Annotated in this window: 20 protein-coding genes, 1 tRNA gene and 2 pseudogenes; 11 read left to right on the top strand and 12 right to left on the bottom strand. The window is 70.2% G+C overall.

The window, feature by feature from the left end; all coding sequences use genetic code 11:
* Positions 1-87 precede the first annotated feature (87 nt).
* A complete protein-coding gene (locus tag ACIBTS_RS38190) occupies positions 88-732 on the top strand; it encodes a MerR family transcriptional regulator (RefSeq protein ID WP_319671102.1) in 645 nt (214 codons plus the stop codon).
* A 6-nt stretch (positions 733-738) separates the two neighbouring features.
* On the opposite strand, the gene ACIBTS_RS38185 is transcribed toward ACIBTS_RS38190, so the two are convergent.
* Entirely contained in the window at positions 739-1,542 is an 804-nt protein-coding gene (locus ACIBTS_RS38185; protein WP_399325263.1) for an exodeoxyribonuclease III, read from the bottom strand.
* Positions 1,543-1,632: 90 nt separating this feature from the next.
* On the opposite strand from ACIBTS_RS38185, the gene ACIBTS_RS38180 reads away from it, so the two are divergent.
* Positions 1,633-2,115 (top strand): GNAT family N-acetyltransferase, encoded by a 483-nt coding sequence (locus ACIBTS_RS38180; RefSeq protein WP_399325262.1) that lies wholly within the window; start codon positions 1,633-1,635, stop codon positions 2,113-2,115.
* 14 nt (positions 2,116-2,129) lie between these two features.
* Here the strand turns inward: ACIBTS_RS38180 and ACIBTS_RS38175 are convergent, their stop codons facing one another.
* Positions 2,130-2,744, bottom strand: a complete 615-nt coding sequence (locus ACIBTS_RS38175) for a response regulator (RefSeq protein ID WP_399325261.1) — start codon at positions 2,742-2,744, stop codon at positions 2,130-2,132.
* On the opposite strand from ACIBTS_RS38175, the gene ACIBTS_RS38170 reads away from it, so the two are divergent.
* Positions 2,697-5,096 (top strand): FtsX-like permease family protein, encoded by a 2,400-nt coding sequence (locus tag ACIBTS_RS38170; protein WP_399325260.1) that lies wholly within the window; start codon positions 2,697-2,699, stop codon positions 5,094-5,096. The two genes, ACIBTS_RS38175 and ACIBTS_RS38170, sit on opposite strands and share 48 nt — an antisense overlap.
* Positions 5,097-5,143: 47 nt before the next feature.
* Here the strand turns inward: ACIBTS_RS38170 and ACIBTS_RS38165 are convergent.
* From ACIBTS_RS38165 to galU, 7 genes are all read right to left on the bottom strand, one after another.
* Positions 5,144-5,217, bottom strand: a tRNA-Ala gene (locus tag ACIBTS_RS38165).
* 92 nt (positions 5,218-5,309) lie between these two features.
* Positions 5,310-6,665, bottom strand: a complete 1,356-nt coding sequence (glpR, locus tag ACIBTS_RS38160; RefSeq protein WP_399325259.1) for a gephyrin-like molybdotransferase receptor GlpR — start codon at positions 6,663-6,665, stop codon at positions 5,310-5,312.
* 141 nt (positions 6,666-6,806) lie between these two features.
* Positions 6,807-7,433 (bottom strand): GNAT family N-acetyltransferase, encoded by a 627-nt coding sequence (locus tag ACIBTS_RS38155; RefSeq protein ID WP_399325275.1) that lies wholly within the window; start codon positions 7,431-7,433, stop codon positions 6,807-6,809.
* Entirely contained in the window at positions 7,430-7,948 is a 519-nt protein-coding gene (locus tag ACIBTS_RS38150; protein WP_399325258.1) for a molybdenum cofactor biosynthesis protein B, read from the bottom strand. Before ACIBTS_RS38150 ends, ACIBTS_RS38155 begins: the two co-directional genes overlap by 4 nt.
* A complete protein-coding gene (gene moaC / locus ACIBTS_RS38145) occupies positions 7,945-8,424 on the bottom strand; it encodes a cyclic pyranopterin monophosphate synthase MoaC (protein WP_319671112.1) in 480 nt (159 codons plus the stop codon). Before moaC ends, ACIBTS_RS38150 begins: the two co-directional genes overlap by 4 nt.
* 62 nt (positions 8,425-8,486) lie before the next feature.
* A complete protein-coding gene (gene glp / locus ACIBTS_RS38140; protein WP_399325257.1) occupies positions 8,487-9,812 on the bottom strand; it encodes a gephyrin-like molybdotransferase Glp in 1,326 nt (441 codons plus the stop codon).
* Entirely contained in the window at positions 9,809-10,720 is a 912-nt protein-coding gene (gene galU / locus ACIBTS_RS38135; RefSeq protein ID WP_399325256.1) for a UTP--glucose-1-phosphate uridylyltransferase GalU, read from the bottom strand. The genes glp and galU overlap by 4 nt, the downstream gene beginning before the upstream one ends.
* A gap of 115 nt (positions 10,721-10,835) precedes the next feature.
* On the opposite strand from galU, the gene ACIBTS_RS38130 reads away from it, so the two are divergent.
* Positions 10,836-11,450, top strand: coding sequence for a 5-formyltetrahydrofolate cyclo-ligase (locus tag ACIBTS_RS38130; protein ID WP_399325255.1), 615 nt, complete (start codon positions 10,836-10,838; stop codon positions 11,448-11,450).
* Between the two features lie 83 nt (positions 11,451-11,533).
* Here the strand turns inward: ACIBTS_RS38130 and ACIBTS_RS38125 are convergent, their stop codons facing one another.
* Positions 11,534-14,338, bottom strand: a complete 2,805-nt coding sequence (locus tag ACIBTS_RS38125; RefSeq protein ID WP_399325254.1) for a penicillin acylase family protein — start codon at positions 14,336-14,338, stop codon at positions 11,534-11,536.
* Positions 14,339-14,605: 267 nt separating this feature from the next.
* Between ACIBTS_RS38125 and ACIBTS_RS38120 the strand changes: the two genes are divergently transcribed.
* The 5 genes from ACIBTS_RS38120 (at position 14,606) to ACIBTS_RS38100 (ending at position 19,868) form a co-directional block, all read left to right on the top strand.
* Positions 14,606-16,111 (top strand): potassium/proton antiporter, encoded by a 1,506-nt coding sequence (locus ACIBTS_RS38120; RefSeq protein ID WP_399325274.1) that lies wholly within the window; start codon positions 14,606-14,608, stop codon positions 16,109-16,111.
* Positions 16,112-16,383: 272 nt separating this feature from the next.
* Positions 16,384-17,643 (top strand): MFS transporter, encoded by a 1,260-nt coding sequence (locus tag ACIBTS_RS38115; RefSeq protein ID WP_399325253.1) that lies wholly within the window; start codon positions 16,384-16,386, stop codon positions 17,641-17,643.
* A 68-nt stretch (positions 17,644-17,711) separates the two neighbouring features.
* Positions 17,712-18,044, top strand: coding sequence for an FmdB family zinc ribbon protein (locus tag ACIBTS_RS38110; RefSeq protein ID WP_399325252.1), 333 nt, complete (start codon positions 17,712-17,714; stop codon positions 18,042-18,044).
* A gap of 77 nt (positions 18,045-18,121) precedes the next feature.
* A complete protein-coding gene (locus ACIBTS_RS38105; protein ID WP_399325251.1) occupies positions 18,122-19,018 on the top strand; it encodes an S-methyl-5'-thioadenosine phosphorylase in 897 nt (298 codons plus the stop codon).
* A gap of 280 nt (positions 19,019-19,298) precedes the next feature.
* Entirely contained in the window at positions 19,299-19,868 is a 570-nt protein-coding gene (locus ACIBTS_RS38100) for an RcpC/CpaB family pilus assembly protein (RefSeq protein ID WP_399325250.1), read from the top strand.
* Positions 19,869-20,204: 336 nt separating this feature from the next.
* Here ACIBTS_RS38100 and ACIBTS_RS38095 read toward each other — a convergent pair.
* A pseudogene (locus ACIBTS_RS38095) lies at positions 20,205-20,282 on the bottom strand (hypothetical protein); the annotation flags it as partial.
* A 303-nt stretch (positions 20,283-20,585) separates the two neighbouring features.
* Between ACIBTS_RS38095 and ACIBTS_RS38090 the strand changes: the two are divergent.
* A pseudogene (locus ACIBTS_RS38090) lies at positions 20,586-20,831 on the top strand (transposase family protein); the annotation flags it as partial.
* A gap of 166 nt (positions 20,832-20,997) precedes the next feature.
* Here the strand turns inward: ACIBTS_RS38090 and ACIBTS_RS38085 are convergent.
* Positions 20,998-22,398 (bottom strand): hypothetical protein, encoded by a 1,401-nt coding sequence (locus tag ACIBTS_RS38085; protein ID WP_399325249.1) that lies wholly within the window; start codon positions 22,396-22,398, stop codon positions 20,998-21,000.
* A 526-nt stretch (positions 22,399-22,924) separates the two neighbouring features.
* On the opposite strand from ACIBTS_RS38085, the gene ACIBTS_RS38080 reads away from it, so the two are divergent.
* Positions 22,925-23,260, top strand: a complete 336-nt coding sequence (locus ACIBTS_RS38080; RefSeq protein ID WP_399325248.1) for a hypothetical protein — start codon at positions 22,925-22,927, stop codon at positions 23,258-23,260.
* Positions 23,261-23,333: the final 73 nt, after the last annotated feature.

Here is a 23,333-nt window from a genome sequence, read left to right as displayed (position 1 = left end):
GCGCAATGGGAGAGTAGAGGAGCCCTGTACCGATGGGTAGAGGCTGGAGGAACGAAAGTTACCGGCGGTACAACATAAGCTTCGCCCGTGACGGAGAAGCGGGAGTACCGGACGGAGGAGCTGGCCAGGGAGGCCGGCATCACGGTGCGCACCCTGCGCTTCTACCGCGAGCGCAAACTGCTCCCGCCGCCCCGCCGCGAAGGCCGTATCGCCTGGTACGACGACCATCACCTGGCCCGGCTGCGCACGATCGCGGCGCTGCTGGAGCGCGGCCACACCCTCACCGGCATCGCGGAGCTGGCGGACGCCCTGGACCACGGCCGCGGCGTCGCCGACCTCCTCGGCGTCGACGGCCCCAGCGAGGAGGAACCGATCCACCTCACCCCCGAGGAACTCGCGGCCCGCTTCGAGGGCCAGGTCACCCCCGAGAACCTCGCCGCCTCCCTCGACCTCGGCTACCTGGGCATCGACGGCGACGAGATCGTCCACATCAGCCGACGGCTCCTGGACGTCTCCTCCGCCCTGGTCCGCGAGGGCATCCCGCTCGCCGAGGTGCTGGCCGCCGGCGTCCGCGTCCGCGAACACGCCGACGCCCTCGCCGAACTCTTCACCGCCCTGATCCTCCGCCACGCCACCGAGGCAGACCTCCCCCGCCTGCGCCCCCTGGCCCGCAGCGTCATGGAAGCCGAACTCTCCCTGGCCCTGGACCGACGGCTGCGCAAAGGGAACTGAAGGGGCCTACAGGTCGTAGACGACGGTCACCGGAGCGTGGTCCGACCAGCGCTCGCCGTGCGTGGCGGCCCGCTCCACGAGCCCCTTGACGGCCTTGCCCGCGAGACCGGGCGTCGAGACGTGCAGGTCGATGCGCCATCCCGAGTCGTTGTCGAAGGCCCGCCCCCGGTACGACCACCAGGTGTACGGCCCGTCCACGTCCGGGTGCAGGGACCGTACGACGTCCACGTACCCGCCGTCCTGCGGGGCGAGGACCCGGGTCAGCCAGTCCCGCTCCTCCGGGAGGAAGCCGGAGTTCTTGGTGTTGGAGCGCCAGTTCTTGAGGTCGGCCTGCTGGTGGGCGATGTTCCAGTCGCCGGTGATCAGGACCTCGCGTCCGTCGGCGGCGGCACGCCCGCGCAGGTCCTTCAGATAGGCGAGGAACTCGTCCATGAAACGGACCTTCTCGTCCTGCCGGTCGGTGCCGACCTCGCCGGACGGGAGGTAGAGGGAGGCGACCGTCACACCGGGCAGGTCGGCCTCGACGTAGCGGCCGCTGCCGTCGAACTCGGACGAGCCGAAGCCGACGCGGACGGCGTCCGGCTCGCGGCGCGTGCAGAGGGAGACGCCGGCGCGGCCCTTCGCGGCGGCCGGGGCGTGGGTGACGTACCAGCCCTCGGGGGCGCGGACCGCCTCCGGCAACTGCTCCGGCTCGGCCCGCACCTCCTGCAGACACAGCACGTCGGCGGAGGTGTCCGCGAGCCACTCCACGAAGCCCTTCTTCGCGGCGGCTCGCAGTCCATTCACGTTCACGGAAGTCACGGTCAGCACCCGGGCACGATACCGGTCGGATACATGCACACTGGAGCCGATCCGAATTTCACTTTCCCCCCAAGGGGGCATAAAACTACAGTGAATCGCATGGACATACGCAGAGTCCCCTTCGACCACCCCGATGCCGTCAAGCTCAACGACGAGGTCCAGGCCGAGTACCACGAGCGCTACGGCGACGGCGGCGACGCCACCACCCTGGCGCCGTCCGACTTCCGGCCGCCGCGCGGGGTGTACCTCATCGCCTACGACGAGCTGGACCGTCCCGTGGCCACCGGCGGCTGGCGCAGCCAGGACAGCAACGGCGAGGGCAACGAGGACGGCGACGCCGAGCTGAAGCGGATGTACGTGATCCGCGAGATGCGCGGCCTGGGACTGGCCCGGCGCATGCTCTCCGCCCTGGAGGAGGACGCACGGGACGCCGGGCGGCTCCGCATGGTCCTGGAGACCGGCACCGAGCAGCCCGAGGCCATCGCCCTGTACACCTCCAGCGGGTACACGCCGTGCACGAAGTTCGGCTACTACCGGGAGTACGAGTCGAGCCGCTGCTTCGCCAAGCCGCTCACCTCCTGAGGTATTCGAGCCGCTCAGCTCCTGAGGTACGTGAGGACCGCCAGGACCCGGCGGTGGGTGTCGTCCGCCGGGGGCAGGTCCAGCTTGGCGAGGATGCTGCCGATGTGCTTGCCGACGGCCGCCTCCGACACCACCAGCCGGCGCGCTATCGCCCCGTTGGACCGGCCCTCCGCGACCAGCTCCAGCACCTCCCGCTCGCGCGGGGTGAGCCGGGCCAGCGGGTCGCGGCGCCGGCGCAGCAACTGCCGCACGACCTCCGGGTCGACGACCGTGCCGCCGTCCGCGACCTCACGCAGCGCGGCCACGAACTCCTCCACCTGCCCGACCCGGTCCTTGAGCAGGTAGCCGACGCCGGTGCCGTCCCCGGAGTCGAGGAGCTCGGCGGCGTAGGCGCGCTGCACGTACTGGCTGAGCACGAGCACCGGCAGCCCGGGGCGCTCCGCGCGCAGCCGGACCGCCGCCCGCAGTCCCTCGTCCTGGAAGCCGGGCGGCATGCGGACGTCGGTGACGACGACGTCGGGCGTGTGCTCGGCGACCGCCGACAGCAGCGCCCGCGCGTCACCGACCGCGGCCACGGCCTCGTGACCGAAGCGGGTGAGGAGGGTCGTCAGGCCGTCGCGCAGCAGCACGCCGTCCTCGGCGAGGACTACGCGGAGCGCCCCGCCGTGTCCGTCGTGTCCGTCGCTTCCGTCGCTTCCGTCGCTTCCGTCAACGCGCTCGGCTGGATCGGCTGGCTCGGCTCGCAAGGGATCTCCACACGCAGCAGGGTCGGTCCGCCCGGCGGGCTGGTCAGGGTCTGTCTGGCCGCACTGCGCACCGTCGGGCGGGTCACCGAGGACCGCGTCTTCCCCGTCAACGCACCGGGCGCCCCCGCCGATCTCGTCGGCCACCCCTGGTCGACGGCACGTTTCGCGCCGTACGAACTGGCCGCGGGCCGGGCGCCCGAGACGGCCGGCGAGGTCGTGACGTCCGGCACCTGGGCGCGCGTAGGCACCGAACTGCGCACCCCGGACGGCACGGTGAGGGTGGTCGGCACGGTGGGGCGACGCGGCTTAGAGAACGCCGTGTTCTACACGGACGCGCAAGCCGCCCGACTCTCCCCGGAGCCGGTCCAGTTGGTGGTGGAGGCGACCGCCACGGCCGTCCGGACAGCGATCGCCACCGCCGACGCCGACGTACGGGTCCTCACCGGTGGCGGTCGCCGGCTGGCCGACGCCGACCCGGGCCGGGACGCCGAGGCCCTGACCGCGCTGAACGCCCTGTTCGGCACGGCCGGCGGCGTGACCGCCTTCGTGTCCGTGTTCGTCGTGGCGTCCACCTTCGCCTTCGCGGTCGACCGCCGGCGCCGCGAGTTCGGGCTGCTGCGCACCGTCGGCGCCACTCCCGGCCAGATCCGGCGGACGGTCCTGACGGAGGCGCTGCTGGTCGGCGCAGCCGCCTCGGCGACGGGCTGCGCGCTGGGCGGGTACGCCGCCCCGCTCCTCGCCGACCTGGTGGTCGACGGCGGGCTCGCACCGCACTGGTACGCGATCGGCGGCCGCGCGGCCGCGCTGTGGCCCTTCCACCTCGCCTTCTGGACGGGCCTGCTGGTCGCCCTGTGCGGGGCGGCCGCCGCGTCCTGGCGGGCCGGCCGGACCGCCCCGGCGCAGGCGCTGCGCGAGGCCTCGGTCGACGGCCGCGCCCTGACCTCGGGCCGACGCCTGTGCGGTACGGCGCTGCTGCTGACGGCCGCCGCGACCTTGGCGTACGCGCTGGTGAGCGACCCGGGCGACCTGCTGCACCGCAAGACGTACATCAGCCGCCCGATGCTGCTCATCACGGCGGTGGCGTTGCTGTCGCCGGTACTGGTGCGCCGGCTGGTGCCCCGACTGCCGGGTGTGGTCGGTTTGTTGGCGCGGGCGAACGCGGTCGCCGGGGTGCGCCGTACCGCCGCCGTGGCCGCGCCCGTCCTGGTCACGGTGGCACTCGCGGGGTCCCTGCTGGGTGCGACGGCCACGCTGAACGAGGCCCGTGCGGCGGAGGTGCGGCAGGAGACGGCCGCCGACTTCGTGGTGACGGCGCAGGCCGGAAAGACGGTGCGGGCGGCGTCCGTGGAGCGCCTGCGGCAGGTCCCCGGCACACTCGTGTCCGCCTCCACCGCGACCGCCGTGTATACCCTTCAGGACGGCGTGGCGCTCGTGAAGTCCGAGGCGCGGGCGGCCGATCCGACGCTGCTCGCGCAGACCGTACGGCTGCCGGTGACGGCCGGACGGCTCGCCGATCTCGATGACGGGTCGATCGTCGTGACCGAGGAGTGGGCCCGGCTCCGGGTGGGGCAGCGGGTGCGGGTGTGGCTCGGGGACGGCACCGCGAAGACCCTCCGCGTCGCCGCCGTCCTGGCGACGGGCACGGGCGACAACGGAGCGTACGTCACCCCGGCCAACGCGGGCGGCACGGCCGGCACGGGCGTCGACCGGGTGGATGTGCGGGTGCGGGCGGGGGCCGACGCGGCAGCGGTCGCTGCGGGGCTGCGGGCCGTCGACGGGGTGCGGGTGATGAGCAAGGCGCAGTGGGTGCGGGCGAGTTACCCGCGGACCGACCGGACGACCCGGCTCGGCCTGCTGCTCGTCCTCGGCGTCGCGCTGCTCTACACCGGTATCTCGCTCGCCAACACCCTGCTCATGTCGGCCGCCGAACGCCGGCGCGAGCTGACGGCCCTGCGGCTGGCCGGCGCGACGGGCGGGCAGGTGCTGCGGCTGGTCGCCACGGAGGCGCTGACGGTCGTCGCGGTGGGAAGCCTGCTGGGCCTGCTGGTGACATGCGCCAACCTGGCCGCCCTGACAGCCGCCCTCCACCAGCTCTCGGCCCCGACCCCGCTCACCCTGCCCTGGCCGGCCCTCGCCCGGACCACAGCAGCGTGCGCTCTGCTCGCGCTGACGACCGCCCTGGCGTCAACGGCGGCGGTGGCGTTACGACCACCCGCCAGACGGCACTGGCCGTGAACACGATAGAGCCCCCGTCGGTTACCCGACGGGGGCTCTATGCTGCGTGGACCTGAGGGGATTTGAACCCCTGGCCCCCTCGATGCGAACGAGGTGCGCTACCGGACTGCGCCACAGGCCCTTGCAACGAGTGAAACTCTAGCACCCCCGTCGGCCTGCTTGGAAATCCGTTCCCCGAGGCCGGGAGCGGGGTGCGTGGGGGCGCCGGGGGCCTTATTCGTTGGCGGCGCGGGGACGCTCGCCGTCCTCGTACTGGTCGAACAGCGGGGTGCGTCCGCGTTCGCGCGAGCGTCGGGCCGAGGCCGCGCGTCGGGCGTCGCTGCGCTCGTCGCCGTCCACCGTCCGGTCCTCCGCGCGGTCCGTGTCTTCCGGGTCCCCGGCCGCTGCGTCCGCGGCGGACGCCGCTTCCTGTTCCGGCGCGACCGAGCTGGAGCGGGCCGAGCTCCAGGCGTCCGGCGCTCCGAGGTCCACGTCGGAGGTGGCCCGGGGAGCGACCGGGGCGGTCACGTACGTCGGCAGCGGTACCGGTACCGGGTCCCAGCTCTCGCCGTGGCCGGGCCGGCGCTGCCGCTCGCGCTGCTGGTCGACCCACTCCGCGTGGTCGGTCTGCTCGACGAGTGCCCTGCGGTCCGCGGCGAGCGCCAGCAGGCCCGGGTCGGTCTCCGGTTCGGGGGCCTCGTGCGGCTCCTCGGCGCCGGCGTCGGGGCCGGGGTCGACGGAGGACGCGTTCGCGGGGGCGGGTGCGCGCCGACGCGGCTGACGCTCCCGCAGCCGCTGCGCGGCGACCTCGGCGCGTCTGCGGTCCATCTGGTAGGCGAAGCGGCGGCGCTCCTGGGAGCGCAGGTACGCGATGTAGGCGCTGAGCAGGACGGCGGGCACGCCGGGCGCCCAGAGGAAGGCGAGACCGCCGACCGCCGCGACGATCGCGCCGAGCGTGAAGGCGAGGAAGAGCATCACAGTGGTGCGCCTACGGCGGGCGAGCGACTTCGAGCGCTGGGCACGTGCGGCGGACGCCTGCGCGGAGGTCGCGCGCCGCGCGACCGGCACACGCCGGTCCGCCGGAGCGGCGTTCCCTTCGCGCGCGGGGGCGGAACCCTGATCCCGTGGCTCGCGCTGTTCGCGCTGCTCCCGCTGTTCCCGCGTGGGATTGGCTGCCGGATCGCGGGCCGGTTCACGCGTCGTCTCCGGACGTCCCGGCCCTCGTTCCTGGGCCCGCTCCTGGCCGCGTTCCTGCCCTCGCTCGTGCCCCCGCTCCTGCTCTCGCTCCGGAACCGGCGCCGTCACCTGCGGGCGGGTCGGAGGCATGGCGAAGGAGCGGACGTCCACCGAGTCGGTGACGGCGTCCGAGGCGTCGGCGCCCTGCTCCCCCTCCTCGGTGGAGCGCGCCCGCAGGTCCCTGGCGTACCGGCGCTCCATACCCGCCCTTCCGGACAGCAGCCGGATGGCGGTACTGAAGCGTTCCGTCGGACGGGCCTCGTTCAGCTCGTCCTGCCTACGGAGCCACATCGGCACCAAGTAGGCGGCCCAGGCCCCGACAATGACTGCGTAGATGAGGCCGCTGCTGCTCACGCCTCACACGGTAGAGGGGTTTGCGTGAGGCCATCCGCCAATTGAGCCGGTGTGTCGCACGATCTGGCTGATATTTCGAGCTTTTTTTGCGACCGATGCGATCAACCGATCATTTTCGAACGCTTATTCGACACGTTTTTTTCAATTGGACGCGTTCTGCGAGCGTGCTCGCCGCCACCTGCTCAGCAGGCCTTCCGGGACCTCCTCCGCGGTGAGCGCGAAGACGAGATGGTCGCGCCAGGCGCCGTCGATGTGGAGATAGCGCGGCCGCAGCCCTTCCTCACGGAATCCGAGTTTCTCCACGACCCGGCGGCTGGGGCCGTTCTCGGGGCGAATGCAGACCTCGATGCGGTGCAGTCCGACGGTCCGGAAACAGTGGTCCACGACGAGCGCCACCGCCGTCGGCATCACCCCGCGGCCGGCCACCGACTCGTCCACCCAGTAGCCGACGTGACCCGAGCACATCGACCCCCAGGTGATTCCGGCCACCGTCAACTGCCCGACGAGCTGCCCCTGGTACTCGATGACGAACGGCAGCATCCGCCCGGCGTTCGCCTCGGCCCGCAGGTGCCGGACCATCTGGCGGTAGGTCGGCCGGTGCGCGATCGGCCCGCTCGGCGCGGGCGGCGGGATGGTCGCCTCCCAGGGGCGCAGCCAGTCCCGGTTGCGCCGGTTGACCTCGCGCCAGGCCCGTTGGTCGCGCAGCTTTATCGGCCGCAGGACGATGTCGCCCTCCGCGAGCTCCACGGGCCAGGATGCGCTGTTCAGCTCGCACCCCCCGGGCCGGCCCCGGGTCTGGGGTGGTCACCGCCGCGGATCTGGTCGACGGCGTGGATCAGCAGGGGTTCCAGGACGGCGAGACCGTCCTTCACCCCGCCGGTGGAGCCGGGCAGGTTGACGATCAGGGTGCGGCCCGCGACCCCGGCCAGGCCCCGGGAGAGCGCCGAGGTCGGCACCTTCTCCCGGCCGTAGGCGCGGATCGCCTCGGGGATCCCCGGCACCTCGTGGTCGATCACGCCGCGCGTCGCCTCGGGGGTGCGGTCGGTGGGCGAGATACCGGTGCCGCCGGTGGTCACGATGACGTCGTAGCCGGCCTCGGCGCCCGCCCGCAGCGCCGCCTCGACCGGGTCGCCGTCGGGGACGACCTGCGGCCCGTCCACGGCGAAGCCGAACCGCTTGAGACCGTCCGCGACCAGCGGGCCGCCCTTGTCCTCGTAGACCCCGGCAGCGGCCCGGTTGGAGGCGGTCACGACGAGCGCCCGGTACCCGACGGCCGTTGTCATGCCCGGCTCCAGTCGCCCGACTTGCCGCCCGTCTTCTCCTCCACGCGCACGTCCGTGATGACCGCTCCCTTGTCGACCGCCTTGACCATGTCGATCACGGTGAGCGCGGCGACGGAGACCGCGGTGAGGGCCTCCATCTCGACGCCCGTGCGGTCCGTCGTCTTCACCGTGGCGGTGATCTCCACGGCGTCGTCCGCGACCGACAGGTCCAGTTTCACACCGGAGACCGACAACGGGTGGCACAGCGGGATGAGGTCGGGGGTGCGTTTGGCGCCCATGATGCCCGCGATCCGCGCGGTGGCGAGGGCGTCACCCTTGGGTACCCCCTCGCCGCGCAGCAGCTCGACCACCTGGGGTGAGACGAGGACACGGCCGCTGGCCCGCGCGGTGCGCGCGGTGATGTCCTTGCCGGATACGTCGACCATGCGGGCCGCGCCCGCGTCGTCGATGTGCGTCAGTCGGTCCTGCGTACTCATGCTCTGTCGGCGCTCCCGGTCGGGCCTGTTGTGCGCGACACGGTACCCCCAACCAGGCGTGCTCAGCCGAGGAGGACCACGTCGACCTCGGTGCCGGGCTCGACGCACTCCACGTCCTCGGGGACGACGATCAGCGAGTCGGCGTGCGCGAGGGCCGCGATCAGATGGGAGCCGACGCCGCCGACCGGGCTGACGGCGCCGTCGGCATAGGTGGCGCGCAGGAACTGCCTGCGACCCTTCGGCGAGGTCAGCGCCTTCTCGGCGGTCAGCTTCGCGCGCGTGGTGGGCCGGTGGACGTCGTCGAGTCCCATGAGTGTGCGGATGGCGGGGCGGACGAACAGTTCGAAGGAGACGTACGACGACACCGGGTTGCCGGGCAGGGCCAGCAGGGGGGTGTGGTCGGGGCCGATGGAGCCGAAGCCCTGGGGCTTGCCCGGCTGCATGGCGAGCTTGCGGAAGGCCATGCCGCTGCCCGCCTCGTCCTCGTCGCCGACGTGCTCCAGGGCCTCCTTGACGACGTCGTAGGCCCCCACGCTCACACCGCCGGTGGTGACGACGAGGTCGGCGCGGACGAGCTGGTCCTCGATGGTGGAGCGGAGGGTGTCGGCGTCGTCGGCGACCGCGCCGACCCGGTAGGCGATGGCGCCGGCGTCGCGTGCGGCCGCGGTGAGGGCGAAGCTGTTGGAGTCGTAGATCTGGCCGCCGCCCAGTTCCTCGCCGGGCTGGACGAGTTCGCTGCCGGTGGACATGACGACCACGCGCGGGCGCGGGCGCACGCGTACGCTGCCGCGTCCGATCGCGGCGAGCAGGGCGATCTGCGGCGGGCCGAGGACGGTTCCGGCGTCGAGGGCGCGGTCGCCGGCCTTCACGTCGCTGCCCTTCGCGCGCACGTGCGCACGTGCCTCGGCGGGCCGGTACACGCGCACGTGCCCCGAGGCCTGCTCGGGCGCGAGGCTGCGGGCACGCATCCCGGTGACGGGGCCCTCGCCGAGCCCGCCGTCGGTCCACTCCACGGGGACGACGGCCTCGGCGCCGGACGGGAGCGGGGCGCCGGTCATGATCCGGGCGGCCTGCCCCGGTCCCACGTACAGCAGGTCGGCCTGCTGGCCCGCCGCGACGTCCCCGACGACGTCCAGGGCCGCCGGGAACTCCTCGCTCGCGCCCGCGACATCCGCGACCCGCACCGCGTACCCGTCCATCGAGCTGTTGTCGAAGGGCGGCAGTGAGACCGGCACCGTGACGTCCTCGACGAGGACGCAGCCCTGGGCGTCGGGCAGTTGGAGCTCGATGGGTTCCAGGGGGCGAACGGCGGCGAGGATGTCCGCCAGGTGTTCGTCCACCGACCAGAGGCGGTCCTGGCCGGCGGGGCGGGGCGCGGCGGTGCTCAAAGTGGCTGCATCTCCTCGGTGACGTAACTGCGAAGCCAGGACCGGAAGTCCGGACCCAGATCTTCACGTTCGCACGCGAGTCTGACAATGGCACGCAGATAGTCGCCGCGGTCGCCGGTGTCATAGCGCCGCCCCTTGAAGACGACACCGTGGACGGGTCCGCCGACCTTCTCGTCCTGGGCGAGCTGCTGGAGGGCGTCGGTGAGTTGGATCTCGCCGCCGCGGCCGGGCTCGGTCTGGCGGAGTATGCCGAACACGCTCGGGTCGAGGACGTAGCGTCCGATGATCGCGTAGTTCGACGGGGCGTCCGCCGGGTCCGGCTTCTCGACGAGGCCGGTCACCTTGACCACGTCGCCTTCCGCGGTGGGCTCTACGGCCGCGCAGCCGTAGAGGTGGATCTGCGCGGGGGCGACCTCCATGAGCGCGACGACGCTGCCGCCGTGCCGTTCCTGGACCTCGATCATCCGCTGGAGCAGCGGGTCGCGGGGGTCGATCAGGTCATCCCCCAGGAGGACGGCGAACGGCTCCTGTCCGACGTGCGGGGCCGCGCACAGCACCGCGTGTCCGAGACCTTTGGGGTCGCCCTGTCGCACGTAGTGCATCGTCGCGAGGTCGCTGGACTGCTGGACCTTGGCGAGCCTGGCGGCGTCGCCCTTCTTCTGCAGCGCCGACTCGAGCTCGTAGTTGCGGTCGAAGTGGTCCTCCAGGGGTCGCTTGTTGCGACCCGTGACCATGAGGACGTCGTCGAGCCCCGCGGCGACGGCCTCCTCGACCACGTACTGGATAGCCGGCTTGTCCACGACGGGCAGCATCTCCTTGGGAGTGGCCTTGGTGGCCGGCAGGAACCGGGTACCGAGACCGGCTGCGGGGATGACAGCCTTGCTGATCCTGGGGTGCGACTGAGTCATGGCGGCAACCTTATCCGGTGACTTTGAGAGAAATCCGTAGCTCCGGTTAATTCATGATCATATGACCACGTTGGAACGGCGCGGGAGGAGTGCGGGAGCGATGCGGGAGCGACATATGAGTCACCTCGAAGGCGTACGGGAGCCCGACAAAGCCACGTTGCGGCGAGAGCTCCTCGCCGTGAGGAACAGGTTGACGTCGGACGACGTGCGCCGGGCGGGCATCGCACTGGCCGCCCGCGCCCTGGAACTGCCCGAGTTGGCGCACGCGCGCGTGGTGGCGGCGTACGTCTCGGTGGGCACCGAACCCGGCACCCTGGCGCTGCTGGACGCGCTGCGCGCGCGGGGCGTACGTGTCCTGCTCCCCGTGCTCCTGCCCGACAACGACCTCGACTGGGGCGCCTACACCGGCGAGGACTCCCTCGCGCGGGTCAGGCACGGCGGGAAGATGGCCCTCCTGGAGCCGTCCGGCGAGCGCCTCGGCCCGGACTCCGTGACGGATGCCGACGTGGTGCTGCTGCCGGGGCTGGCGGTCGACGAGCGCGGCATGCGGCTGGGCCGCGGCGGAGGGTCGTACGACCGCGTGCTGGCCCGGCTGGCGGACTCCGACGCGCGTCCCTTGCTGGTGGTGCTTCTCTACGACAGCGAGGTCGTCGAGCAGGTCCCCATGGAGCCGCACGACCGACCGGTGCACGCGGTGGTGACGCCCTCGGCAGTGCGCCGCTTCCTCTGAGGCACCCGCCTTCCTGGGCCACGGGAGGAGGTGAAAGGGGCCCTCCACGCGCGCGTGGAGGGCCCCTTTCACCGGGCGGTCGCTCAAGGCTTGAGGACCAGGGTGTCGCTGGTGCTGTCGTCGACCGCCTTCTTCGAGAAGGACCAGTCGAGCAGCTCACCGTTGGCCCACTTGCCCGTCTGGTCGGTGTAGTGGGCGCTGAAGGCGTGCCCCGAGGCGCCGCTGAGGTTGATCCACTTCGACTTGTCGAGGTCGTCGAGGTTGACCACCATCCGCATCGACGGCACCCACACGACGCCGTAGCCGCCGGCCGCGTTCCAGCCGGTCGCGTTGACCGTCGCCTCTCCGCCGCCGAGCTTCCAGGGGCCGCGGTTGAGGATGTACTGCAGGAAGCCGGGGCCGCTGGTGCCCAGCGTCTGGTTCTTCAGGAACAGGCGGTGCAGCCGCCCCCAACTCCAGGTGTCGATGTCCTTGCCGAGCTTGGCGGTCAGCTCCCAGCGGGCGTCGATCAGGGCCCGCTCGAACAGCTTGTCGCGGTTGTGGTCGGCGCCGGGGCGGCCGCTGACCGACTTGGGCGTCGTCCACCACTCGCTGTCGGTCTTCTGCATGAGATTGCGCACGACCTCGAACCAGCGGTCGCCGCCGTCCGGCTGCGCCTGGTCGGCGTCGCGCTCACCGCACTCGCGGACCTTGTCGGTGTCGTCGACCGGGCCGGTGCTGTTGACCGGGTCGACCCACAGGCACTGGCCCTCGACGCGCAGCTCCTTGGGCAGCTTGTTGCCGAAGGCCAGCTTGAGGATGTTGCGCCAGACCGCGTTGAAGTAGGCGGCCGCCGCCGAGTCGGCGTCCTGGGTGTAGTCCCAGCCCTGCAGCAGCTTCTGTGCCTCGCGGACGTCCGGGTCGTCCAGGTTGATCTTCAGCAGGGTGGGCACGAGCAGCCGGGCGATCTGGCTGTCGTTGTCCAGCTGCATCTGCCGCATGTCGTCGGTGGAGATCTTGCCGCCGCCCTTGATCTTGCCCTTGATCAGGTCGGCGATCCGCTGGCTGCGCGCCCCGTAGCCCCAGTCCGTGGTGAGCGTGTAGGGGTACTTGTCCTTGTCGATGACGGCCTGGTTGGCGGTGACGATGTACCCGCGCGCGGGGTCGTACTCGTAGGGCAGCTCGTCGAAGGCGATGTAGCCGGTCCACTTGTACCTGGAGTCCCAGCCGGGCGCGGGGATCGAGCCGTCGAGGCCCTTCGCGCGCGTGGGGATCTTCCCGGGCAGCTGGTAGCCGATGTGGTTCGCGGTGTCGGCGTAGACGAGGTTCTGCGAGGGCACGTCGAAGAGCTTGGCCGCAGCGCGGAAGCTGTCCCAGTCCTTCGCCTTGTTCATGGCGAAGACGGCGTCCATGGAGTTGCCCGGTTCCAGCGCGGTCCACTTCAGGGCGACGCCGTAACCGTCGCCGCGGTCGGGCGCCGCGGTGTCGACGGTGGCCTTCTTGCCGACGTTGACGAGCTCGTCGTCACGGTCGGAGAGCAGGGGCATCCCGTCCTCGGTCTGCCGGACGACGATCTTCTTGGACGTGCCACCGGCGACCTTGATGGTCTCCTCGCGCGTGGTGAACGGCCTGACCTTCTTGTTGTAGATGTAACCGTCGTTCCCGGAGAGCTTCTCCAGGTAGAGGTCGGTCACGTCGACACCCGAGTTGGTCATGCCCCAGGAGATCGTCTGGTTGTGGCCGATGATCACACCGGGCATGCCGGCAAAGGTGTAGCCGGAGACGTCGTACTGGCACTTGGCCGACACGGTGCGACAGTGCAGGCCCATCTGGTACCAGACGGACGGCAGCGAGGCCGCCAGGTGCGGGTCGTTCGCCAGCAGCGGCTTGTGGGTGATCGTGTACTTCCCCGCGACGACCCAGGAGTTGGAGCCGATGCCGTTGCCGTTCACGCCGACGGCCGTGGGCAGGTCGTCCAGGACGTTGTAGAGGCCCGAGAGCTGGCCCTGCAGGGCCGAGCCCGACCCGTTCGACGTTCCCGTGCCGCCACTGGCGCCGCCGCCCGTGCTGCCGCCCGTGGAGTTGTCGTTCGAGCTGCCCCCACTGCCGGTGTCGCCGTCGCTCTGCTTGAACGTCTTGGTCAGCTTGTCGTACTCGCCGCCCTGGACTATCGCCTGGTTGCGGTCGTACGGATACCGCGGGTAGAGCTCGGCGATCTGCTGCGGACCGAGACGGCTGGTCATCAGGGCGCGGTCGATCTCGTCCTGCATGTTGCCGCGCAGGTCCCAGGCCATCGCCTTCAGCCAGGAGACCGAGTCGACCGGGGTCCACTGGGCGGGCTTGTAGTCGTTGGTGAAGCCCAGGGCGGCGTACTCCAGGGAGATGTCCGCGCCGTCCTTGCCCTTGAGGTAGGCGTTGACTCCCTTGGCGTACGCCTGGAGGTACTTCTTGGTCTCGGGCTTCAGCTTGGTGTCGTACTCCTGCTGGGCCACGCGGTCCCAGCCCAGGGTGCGCAGGAACTCGTCGTTGTCGACCTGGCCCTTGCCGAACATCTCCGACAGGCGTCCGGACGTCATGTGCCGGCGGACGTCCATCTCGTAGAACCGGTCCTGCGCCTGGACGTAGCCCTGCGCCATGAACAGATCCTCGTCGGAATCCGCGTAGATCTGCGGGATGCCGTAGCCGTCCCGTTTCACGTCGACGGGCCCGGAGAGGCCCTCGAGTGTGATCGAACCCTTGGTCTGCGGGAAGGACGCGCGGACGGTGCTGATGGACCAGTAGGCGCCGTAGGCGATGCCTCCGATGATGGCCAGCACCAGCACAAGCACGATCAAACGGGCTTTGCGCCCCTTCTTCCTGCCGGACTTGCCGGGCTTGTCACCCGATGTGGCGGTGGTGTTGGGGGGCATCGCTGTCCTTGCTGTCCTAACGCGAGCGGCAGGCGGTCCTGGAGTGCTGGAGCAACCATAGGCGCAGGGCCTCGCGCCACTTGACGCGGAGTCGGGTACCGGCACGGAAGGATGTTCGATCTTGCCTCGGCGAGCGTCAAGAAATCGTCAAGAGTTAGGTAAGGTAACGAAGTAGTTGGGTCCGGAGCGTGCCGCTTCGTGTCCGATGTATCCGATGCACGTGGGCGCCCGTACGCGAGGCGCGCACGCCGGTGAAGGGAACCGCCGCTGACTGTCCACCACCTCAACCAGCTCCTGCTCGTCTGCTCGCTCGTCCTGCTCGTCGCCGTCGCGGCAGTCCGGATCTCCTCGCGCAGCGGGCTCCCCAGCCTGCTCGTGTACCTGGGGATCGGCATCGCCATGGGCCAGGACGGCATCGGCGACATCCATTTCGACAACGCCGAACTGACCCAGGTCATCGGCTACGCCGCCCTGGTCGTGATCCTCGCCGAGGGCGGTCTCGGCACGAAGTGGAAGGAGATCGAGCCGGCCCTGCCGTCCGCCACCGCGCTGGCGCTGGCCGGCGTCGCGGTGAGCGTCGGCGTCACCGCCACGGCCGCGCACGTCGTGGTGGGGCTGGAGTGGCGGCAGGCGCTGATCATCGGCGCGGTGGTGTCCTCGACGGACGCGGCGGCGGTCTTCTCCGTCCTGCGCAAGATCCCCCTGCCCGCGCGCGTGACGGGCACCCTGGAGGCCGAGTCCGGCTTCAACGACGCCCCGGTGGTCATCCTGGTGGTCGCCTTCTCCACGGCGGGCCCTGTCGAGCACTGGTACGTGCTGCTGGGCGAGATAGCCCTGGAGCTGGCCATCGGCGCCGCCATCGGCCTCGCGGTCGGCTGGCTCGGCTCCTGGGGTCTCAGGCACGTCGCGCTGCCCGCCTCCGGCCTCTACCCGATCGCCGTCATGGCGATCGCCGTCACCGCGTATGCGGCGGGCTCACTGGCGCACGGCAGCGGCTTCCTGGGCGTCTATCTCGCCTCGATGGTCATGGGCAACGCGAAACTGCCGCACTGGCCCGCCACGCGCGGGTTCGCCGACGGCCTCGGCTGGATCGCCCAGATCGGCATGTTCGTACTGCTCGGCCTCCTGGTCACCCCGCACGAGCTGGGCGACGACGTGCTGCCCGCCCTCGTCATCGGTCTTGTGCTCACGATGGTGGCCCGACCGCTCAGCGTCGTGCTCTGCCTCACACCGTTCCGGGTGCCATGGCAGGAGCAGACGCTGATGTCCTGGGCCGGGCTGCGCGGCGCCGTGCCCATCATCCTGGCGACGATCCCCATGGTGAACGGCGTCGAGGAAAGCCGCCGCATCTTCAACATCGTCTTCGTCCTGGTCGTCGTCTACACCCTGGTCCAGGGGCCGACGCTGCCCTGGCTGGCGCGCAAGCTGCGGTTGGGCGGGGAGCCCGAGGCAGCCGACCTGGGCGTCGAGTCGGCGCCCCTGGAGCGGCTGCGCGGGCACCTGCTGTCGGTCGCGATCCCCGAGGGGTCGAAGATGCACGGCGTTGAGGTCAACGAGCTGCGGCTGCCGGCCGGGGCTGCCGTGACCCTCGTCGTACGGGATGGAAAATCGTTTGTTCCTCTGCCGGCGACGGTACTGCGGCACGGGGACGAACTGCTCGTCGTCGCCACCGATCCCGTCCGGGACGCTGCGGAACAACGGCTGCGCGCGGTGGGCCACGGCGGCAAGCTGGCCGGGTGGCTCGGGACGGGCAGCACCGGCACGGGCCGTTAAGGGCATGTTTCGTACGGTTCACCCTCCCGCCAAATGCAGGTGAACGCGCGCGTGGTGCTCGTTTTCACAGGTACACCAGGCGTTGATCCCTGTACGATGAAGGCGCATTCTGATCGACCAACTCTGCCTGACGCAGTGCTGGCGCGACCGTATGGCGGCCGAGAAGCCCTCCGCAGTGAGTGCCGGCATCTACCGCAGTCCGCGCAAGAGGACAGCTCTCGGCGCCCGGCCCCATGTGGGCCGCGCTACCAGGCGGCAGAAAGGCACGGGCCGTGGCATCCACGGTCACCTCCCGCCCGGGATACGGACAGCTGCTGCGCACCCGCGGCGCCTGGACGTTCCTGCTCCCCGGCTTCGCGGCACGCCAGCCGTTCGCGATGCTCACCATCTCCATCGTGCTGCTGGTGCAGCACACCACCGGCTCCTACGGCGCGGCCGGCGCCGCCGCGGCCGTCACCGGCGTCTCCATGGCGCTGTGCGCCCCCTACAGCGGCCGTCTCGCCGACCGCTACGGCCAGCGCGCCGTACTCGTCCCCGGCGTGCTCGTGCACACGCTCTCCGGTCTCACCCTCACGTCCCTCGCCCTCGCTCACGCGCCCCTGTGGGCGCTGTTCGCGGCGGCCGTGCCCACAGGCGCGTCCGTGCCGCAGATCGGGCCGATGGTGCGGGCCCGCTGGGGCGTGAAGCTGAAGGACTCGCCCCTGATGACCACCGCGGCGGCCTTCGAGTCCGTCACCGACGAGCTCACCTTCGTCTTCGGCCCGCTGCTGGCGACCGCCCTGTGCACCGCCGTGAACCCGGCCGCCGGTCTGATCACCGAGGCCTCGCTGACCCTCTTCGGCGGTCTGCTGTTCGCCGCGCAGAAGAGCACGCAGCCCCAGGTCGCCGTCGGGCACGCGCGCGTGGAGCACGCCTCGGCGCTGCGCGTCCCCGGGGTGCGTGTGCTGATCGCGGTCTTCCTGGGCATCGGTTCCGTCTTCGGCGGCATGCAGGTCTCGCTGGCCGCGTTCACCGAGTCGATCGGCGAGCCCGGCCTGAACGGCGTCCTCTACGGCACCTTCGCCGCCGGCAACATGCTCTCCGGCCTGGCCTGCGGGGCGATCGCCTGGAAGGCCTCGCCGCGGCGACGCCTCGTCGTCGCCTACGCCGCGCTGGCCCTCGTCGCCTCCGGCCTGTGGGCCGCGCACTCGGTGCTCGTGCTGGCGGGCCTCGGCCTCCTGGTCGGCATGTGCATCGCGCCCGCACTGATCACCGGCTACACCCTGGTCGAGGGGCTGGTCCCGGCCGGGGCCCGCACGGAGGCGTTCACCTGGCTGACGGGCGCGGTGGCGCTCGGGCAGGCGGCGGCCGTCACGGTCGCCGGGCAGCTGGAGGACCGCTTCTGGGGCGGCGCCGGTTTCCTGGTGCCGATGGGCGGCACAGTGGCGGCGCTGGCGGTCCTGCTGGCGCTGCGTTCGCGGCTGGAGACGCGCCCACGCGCGCGTACCGTCGCACGTGGCGTCGGTCACCGCGTGCCGGTGACAGTGGACTGATGCTCGGGAATGCGTCAAGATAGACCGTCGTTAGCACTCACTGAGTGAGAGTGCCAGGAGGAAGACAAGTGCCGACCTACCAGTACCAGTGCACCGAGTGCGGCGAGGGCCTCGAGGCGGTGCAGAAGTTCACCGACGACGCCCTGACCGAGTGCCCCAACTGCGGTGGCCGCCTCAAGAAGGTGTTCTCCGCGGTCGGCATCGTCTTCAAGGGCTCCGGTTTCTACCGCAACGACAGCCGCGGCTCCTCGTCGAGCAGCTCCCCGGCGTCGTCCGCGTCGAAGTCGTCGACGTCCGGTTCCGACACGAAGTCGTCGAGCTCGACCTCGTCGTCCTCGACCTCTTCGGACTCGAAGTCGTCGAGCACCGGCACCTCGACCGGCAACAGCTCCGCCGCGTAAGGCCACTTCTTACGGGACCCTGTCGTCAACCGACGGCGGGGTCTTCGGCGTTCTCGACGGCAGTTAGGGTGCGGAACATGGCGAACAAGGCGAGCACGGAGCCCGGGGCGAACACACACTTCGGGGCGGGCGCAGAGATCGAGGCGAACGCTGAGATCGGCGTGATCGGCGGGTCCGGCTTCTACGCGTTCCTCGACGACGTGACCGAAATCCAGGTCGACACCCCCTACGGGCCGCCCAGCGACTCCCTCTTCCTCGGCGAGATCGCCGGCCGGCGGGTCGCCTTCCTGCCCCGGCACGGGCGTGGCCACCATCTGCCGCCCCACCGGATCAACTACCGGGCCAACCTGTGGGCGCTGCGTTCGCTCGGGGTGCGCCAGGTCCTCGGTCCGTGCGCGGTGGGCGGCCTGCGCCCCGAGTACGGACCCGGCACGCTGCTCGTGCCCGATCAGCTGGTGGACCGCACGAAGTCGCGGGTCGGGACATACTTCGACGGGCTGCCCCTGCCCGACGGCACAGTGCCCAACGTGGTGCACGTGTCCCTGGCCGACCCCTACTGCCCCGCCGGACGCTCGGCTGCGCTGAAGGCGGCGCGCGGGCGGGAGTGGGAGCCGGTGGACGGCGGGACACTGGTCGTGATCGAGGGGCCGCGGTTCTCGACCCGCGCCGAATCGCTGTGGCATCGGGCGCAGGGCTGGTCGGTGGTGGGTATGACGGGCCATCCGGAGGCCGCGCTCGCCCGAGAACTCGAGCTCTGCTACACGTCGTTGACCCTGGTCACCGATCTGGACGCGGGTGTCGAGAGCGGTGAGGGCGTGTCCCACGAGGAGGTCCTGCAGGTGTTCGCGGCGAACGTGGACCGGCTGCGAGGCGTCCTGTTCGACGCGGTGGCCGCACTGCCCTCGAACGAGGAGCGGGACTGCCTGTGCACGAACGCGCTGGGCGGACTGAACCCCGGGTTCGAGCTGCCGTAGGCGGAACTCCTCGTTCGGGTGAAGGAGTTGTCCACAACCCGTCGGTAGTCCACCGGCTCCGGCGAGCGGCGGCGCGAAGCCTCATCGTGGCTTCGCAAGTCCGTCCCTCGTCGCAGGTGGTGATCCCATGTCCGACCCCTCCCCCGCCCGACCGTCTCCACTCCCTCCTCCCACTCCACTCCCTCCTCACAGTCGTCCCTCTCCCCTCGCTCCGCAGCCGCCTCTTCCGCGCACGTCCGCGGCGTACCCACCCGGCTCGGACGCTCCGGCCACGTGCGAGGTGCCGTCCTTCGCTCCCGTGCGGGTCCGCGGCGGGCGGTACCGGCTGCAACGGCTCGTGCGGAGCCGGCGGCGGGCCCTCGCGATCGGTCTCGCCGTCACCGCCGCCGCCCTCGTGGCGGCCGGCCCACGGGTCGGCGGTCCGGCGAGCGGACATTCAGGCAACGGCGCGGGCGGGAACGGGGAGGCGAGCCAGGGCTCGTATGCCCGCGCGCAGACGCCGGTGCGCGCCCCTGCGCCTGATCCGCGCGCCGTGGAGAAGGTGACGGCGCCGGTGCGGATCGCCGACGCGGCCACCGTCGGGCTCCTGCGGCCCGGTGACCGGGTCGACGTCCTCGCCGTCGCCGAGCGCACAGCGTCGGGCAGCGGTGGGGGCGTGGGCGATGACGTGGGCGGCGACGCCCATGTGGTAGCGCGCGGGGCGCTCGTGACGAAGGTGCCGGAGCCTCCGGACACCTCGCCGGGCGCCGCCGACGGCGGTGCGCTGGTCGTCCTCTCGGTGCCCCGTTCCACTGCGGCGCGCCTGGCGGGTGCGAGCGCGACGGCTCGGCTGGCGGTGACTCTGTGGTGAAGTCAAGTCCCTCGTTCGAGCTACCCACGGAGACACGGGCGCGTCGCACTGACGTAGGTTGCGGAGCTGTTTGTTCCACAACCTGTACATGTGAGGAGTGTCCCCGCGGCGGAACCTGTCAAGGGTGCGGGTGCCGCAGGCGACCAGGGCCAGGAGGCGGACCTGCGGGTAGCCGGTCCCGCCGTGGTTGCCCGCCTGCTTGGTGAACCCGGTCAGGACGGCTGGGGTGTCAGGAACCGTCAGAATGGTGCCGTCCAGTGCGACCACCAGCAGCCCGCGCCGGCGGGCCTGGGCCAGTGCGCTCGCCGAGGGCGCGGCCAGGGGCAGGCTGGCCAGCGCACCGGTGAGCTTGCGCCACACACCGGAGTATCCCACCTCCGGGAACAGGCACGCGGCCAGGATCAGGTAGATCACGACCCGGGAGGGCGGGTCCCGCAGCCGTGACTGCACCGCCCTGGTCGCCCAGCGCCTCGTCGACCATCTCGAAGGGTATGAGCTGGGTGAGTTCGCCGAGATGACCTGGCGCGAAGGGGCCTTCGGCCACCCGGACGGCACGGGTGATGGCAGACTGTCCGGACAGCGGAGCCTGCGGTCTTTGTGAACGGCTTGTCTTGGTCGACTGCCAGTTCTACCGGGGCTCCGCTCCTCACGTCCGGCAAGTCCACAGCTCAAAGACCGCCTGGACAACCCCGCCAGACCCGTAACTTCACGGCCTTGGTGCTAGCCGACCGTGCCTATCAGGGCGTCGGCCCCTGGGTGACCACCGGCCTCAAGCGCCCTCCCGGCGGCGAACGTACCCCCACCCAGCGGACCGTCAACCGCGCACTCACCCAGGCCCGCGCACCTGTCGAACGTGGCAGGGCTCAGCTGAAGTCCTGGCGCACCTTTCGCAAGTCACGCATCAGCCCCAACCGGATGACATCCATCGCCAAAGCCCTCCTCACCCTGGAGAGACAACGCTGAAAACGCTCACCGCATGCAGCGGTGGCGAGTCGACCTTGACACTGGCGGGTCGTGAATGGGTAAAAGGGGAAAAAAGCGAAGCTGTGGTGTGAACTGCGACCCCGCCGGTCTGACTTTCTGGCATTTCTGGCATATCGGGCGACGGGGGTTGCCGGTGCGGTACCGATCAGCGGTCAGAAGCGCGCCGTTCGTAGACGGTGACCCTGCGGCCACGGTCTTGCTTGTCGGCCACTGCCGTGAAGTACGTTCTCAGCACAGAAATCTTCATCTTGTCCCGATTGGCTGTTGCCGGTTTCACCACTGCAGAAGCATCCGTGACCAGCAGGATCTGCTGCTGCAGCAGCATCGCAGTGCGAATCTTCGCCGGGTTCGCCTCCACGCCCTTCAACGTTCCGGACCCTTCTGGGCTCTCCGTCAAGGCAATGTCGTGCAGTCCGGCAAAAGCTCCTGGTGAGACCGATTTGACGTCTCTGCGGGCCGATGGGACGAACAGCACCGCACTGCCCTTCTTCTTCATCCGCTGTATGTCTGATGCCACGGCCAGGACGTCGTCCACTCGGCTCTCAGGAGAACGCTTGGACAGTGACTGCGGCAGCAGGACCGCCATCGCGACTACGACCACCAAGGGCAGGATCCACACAGACCCCCTCGGGAATCGGGGTGCTGCAGCCTGTGTCGCCGAGCCGATGATCCCGCCGACCAGCAGAGCGAGGCCAAGCATGCTGAAGAGGATGTAGCGGTCCAAAAACAGCGGTTGGATCAGGGAAAGGCCGATAAGGCCGAGCTGCGGCGCCGCCAACAGCGGTAGTCCAACGGCAGCCAGCGACAACTGGCGGGCCCGCGGCCGGTCAAGCAGGGCTCCCACCCCACCGATCGCCAGCAGAACCGCCGGGCCGATCAGCATGTGCCACGTCAGCGGCGGTATCCATGACACCTGTGCCGACTGGCTTCGGCTGAAGACGATCAACGGCGACACGCAGGCCGCAGCGGCTGCAGAAACCATCAACCAGCGGATCCACACCGCCCGTGATATTCGTGACCAGGCCAGAGTCGCCAGGTGAGCCGGCAGAACCATGAGCGACAGCCAGTTAAGTGCTGCGCAGATCAAGACAGTGCCGCCGTAGGCAGCCCAGTGCACCGCGCGGGCGCGTCCCTGGAGCACAGTGATGAGCAGCAGAGTCGAGATACCAACCCCGGCTGCCACAAGCGCGTATGGCCGTCCTTCCTGCAGGTAGAACTGCACGGCCGGAAGCAACCCGAACACCAGGCCGCCAGCCAAGCCTGCCCTCGTGTCGGCAAGCCGCTGACCGATGACCGTGACACAGGCCGCTGCCACGCTCGTGGCCAGGACCGAAGGGAGCCGCAGCGTTGTGGTGCTGGCTCCGAAGCACTCGAACAGCGCGTGCATCAGCAGGTAGTAGCACCCATGCACGACGTCCACGTTTCCCAGCAAGTGCCATATCTCGGTCGTGGAGCGCTGAGCCACGTTCCAGGTTGCGGCCTCGTCGCGCCAGACACTGTTTTGCCGAGACAGACCCCACGTGCCGAGGGCGAGTGTCCACAGCATTGGCATCGACCAGAGAGGGACAGGGCGACGCAAAACAACTATGGGTGATTGCATGAAATGTGTTCCGACCCTCATGTTTGCGCTGCAATGACCGAATCGTCGGCCTGTGGACATAAGGCTTCGGAGCGGCTGATAGCGCATACAGCGCCACAGAAATGACGTGAACGCCAGCAGCCGGCCGCGAAGCGTATACACCGTAGCTCCCTAGCTCGGCTTGGCCCGAAGTCGGGGTGATCGCGAGCGTCATCTCCGACACGAGATACCGCAGCGCCTGATCCGCACCCAGGCGACTCTTTTCCGCCACCTTGTTCCGGCCAGAGGGTGCAAAAGGTCCCTGCGATCCAGCGTGGGGTTCGCGGTAAACCTCAAGTCTTCCTCAGGGCTTGCCGGAATTCATTGACCCAAACTCCCGCGAACGGAAAAGTAGTCGCAGTCGCAGCCGTATCGACTGTGGCTGCGCACTCCGGGTAGACCACTTCGGGGGTTTGTGCACCTTTTAGGTGCCACCATGAACAGGAGTTCACCAATGGGAAGCGTGAGTCGCATTTCGTTTGTCGCTAAGATCGCAGTAACTGCCGTATTTGCCGCCGGCGCAGCGGTTGCGGTCGCTCCTGCGGCCTCTGCCACGAACGGCAACAAGGTTTTCAACTGCTGGGGCCAGTATTTCAGCACCTCTTGGCAGCAGACCTGCGGGAGCGCTGGAGCGAGTAAGACCGGACTCTACCACTCTATCGGTACATGCTCGTTCGAAACCGACAATGACATCACCGTTGCCCGCGGGCAGGGATCAACTGGCGTGCGCCACGGCGAGGACTGCACATTCAACGTGTCTTCGGTCGTCACCGAGTACTACGGAGGCTGACTTTGAGTTAGAAATCTATGCGCCCAGCAATTTGACTGGGCCCATAGATTTCTAACAGCGCGATAGCCTTCTT

This window comes from Streptomyces sp. NPDC050121, assembly GCF_044460385.1.
GTDB classification, from domain to species: Bacteria; Actinomycetota; Actinomycetes; order Streptomycetales; family Streptomycetaceae; genus Streptomyces; species Streptomyces soliscabiei.
Note: the sequence above shows the minus strand (reverse complement) of the source record. Positions and strands in the feature narration are given on the sequence as shown.

What these genes read in the sequence shown, in the direction of transcription:
- ACIBTS_RS38130 (WP_399325255.1), top strand. Translation starts at nt 10,836, where the DNA reads ATGAGTCACCTCGAAGGCGTACGGGAGCCCGACAAAGCCACGTTGCGG.
- ACIBTS_RS38150 (WP_399325258.1), bottom strand. Translation starts at nt 7,948, where the DNA reads ATGACAACGGCCGTCGGGTACCGGGCGCTCGTCGTGACCGCCTCCAAC.
- galU (WP_399325256.1), bottom strand. Translation starts at nt 10,720, where the DNA reads ATGACTCAGTCGCACCCCAGGATCAGCAAGGCTGTCATCCCCGCAGCC.
- ACIBTS_RS38125 (WP_399325254.1), bottom strand. Translation starts at nt 14,338, where the DNA reads ATGCCCCCCAACACCACCGCCACATCGGGTGACAAGCCCGGCAAGTCC.
- ACIBTS_RS38105 (WP_399325251.1), top strand. Translation starts at nt 18,122, where the DNA reads ATGGCGAACAAGGCGAGCACGGAGCCCGGGGCGAACACACACTTCGGG.
- ACIBTS_RS38085 (WP_399325249.1), bottom strand. Translation starts at nt 22,398, where the DNA reads ATGCTGTGGACACTCGCCCTCGGCACGTGGGGTCTGTCTCGGCAAAAC.
- ACIBTS_RS38080 (WP_399325248.1), top strand. Translation starts at nt 22,925, where the DNA reads ATGGGAAGCGTGAGTCGCATTTCGTTTGTCGCTAAGATCGCAGTAACT.
- ACIBTS_RS38180 (WP_399325262.1), top strand. Translation starts at nt 1,633, where the DNA reads ATGGACATACGCAGAGTCCCCTTCGACCACCCCGATGCCGTCAAGCTC.
- moaC (WP_319671112.1), bottom strand. Translation starts at nt 8,424, where the DNA reads ATGAGTACGCAGGACCGACTGACGCACATCGACGACGCGGGCGCGGCC.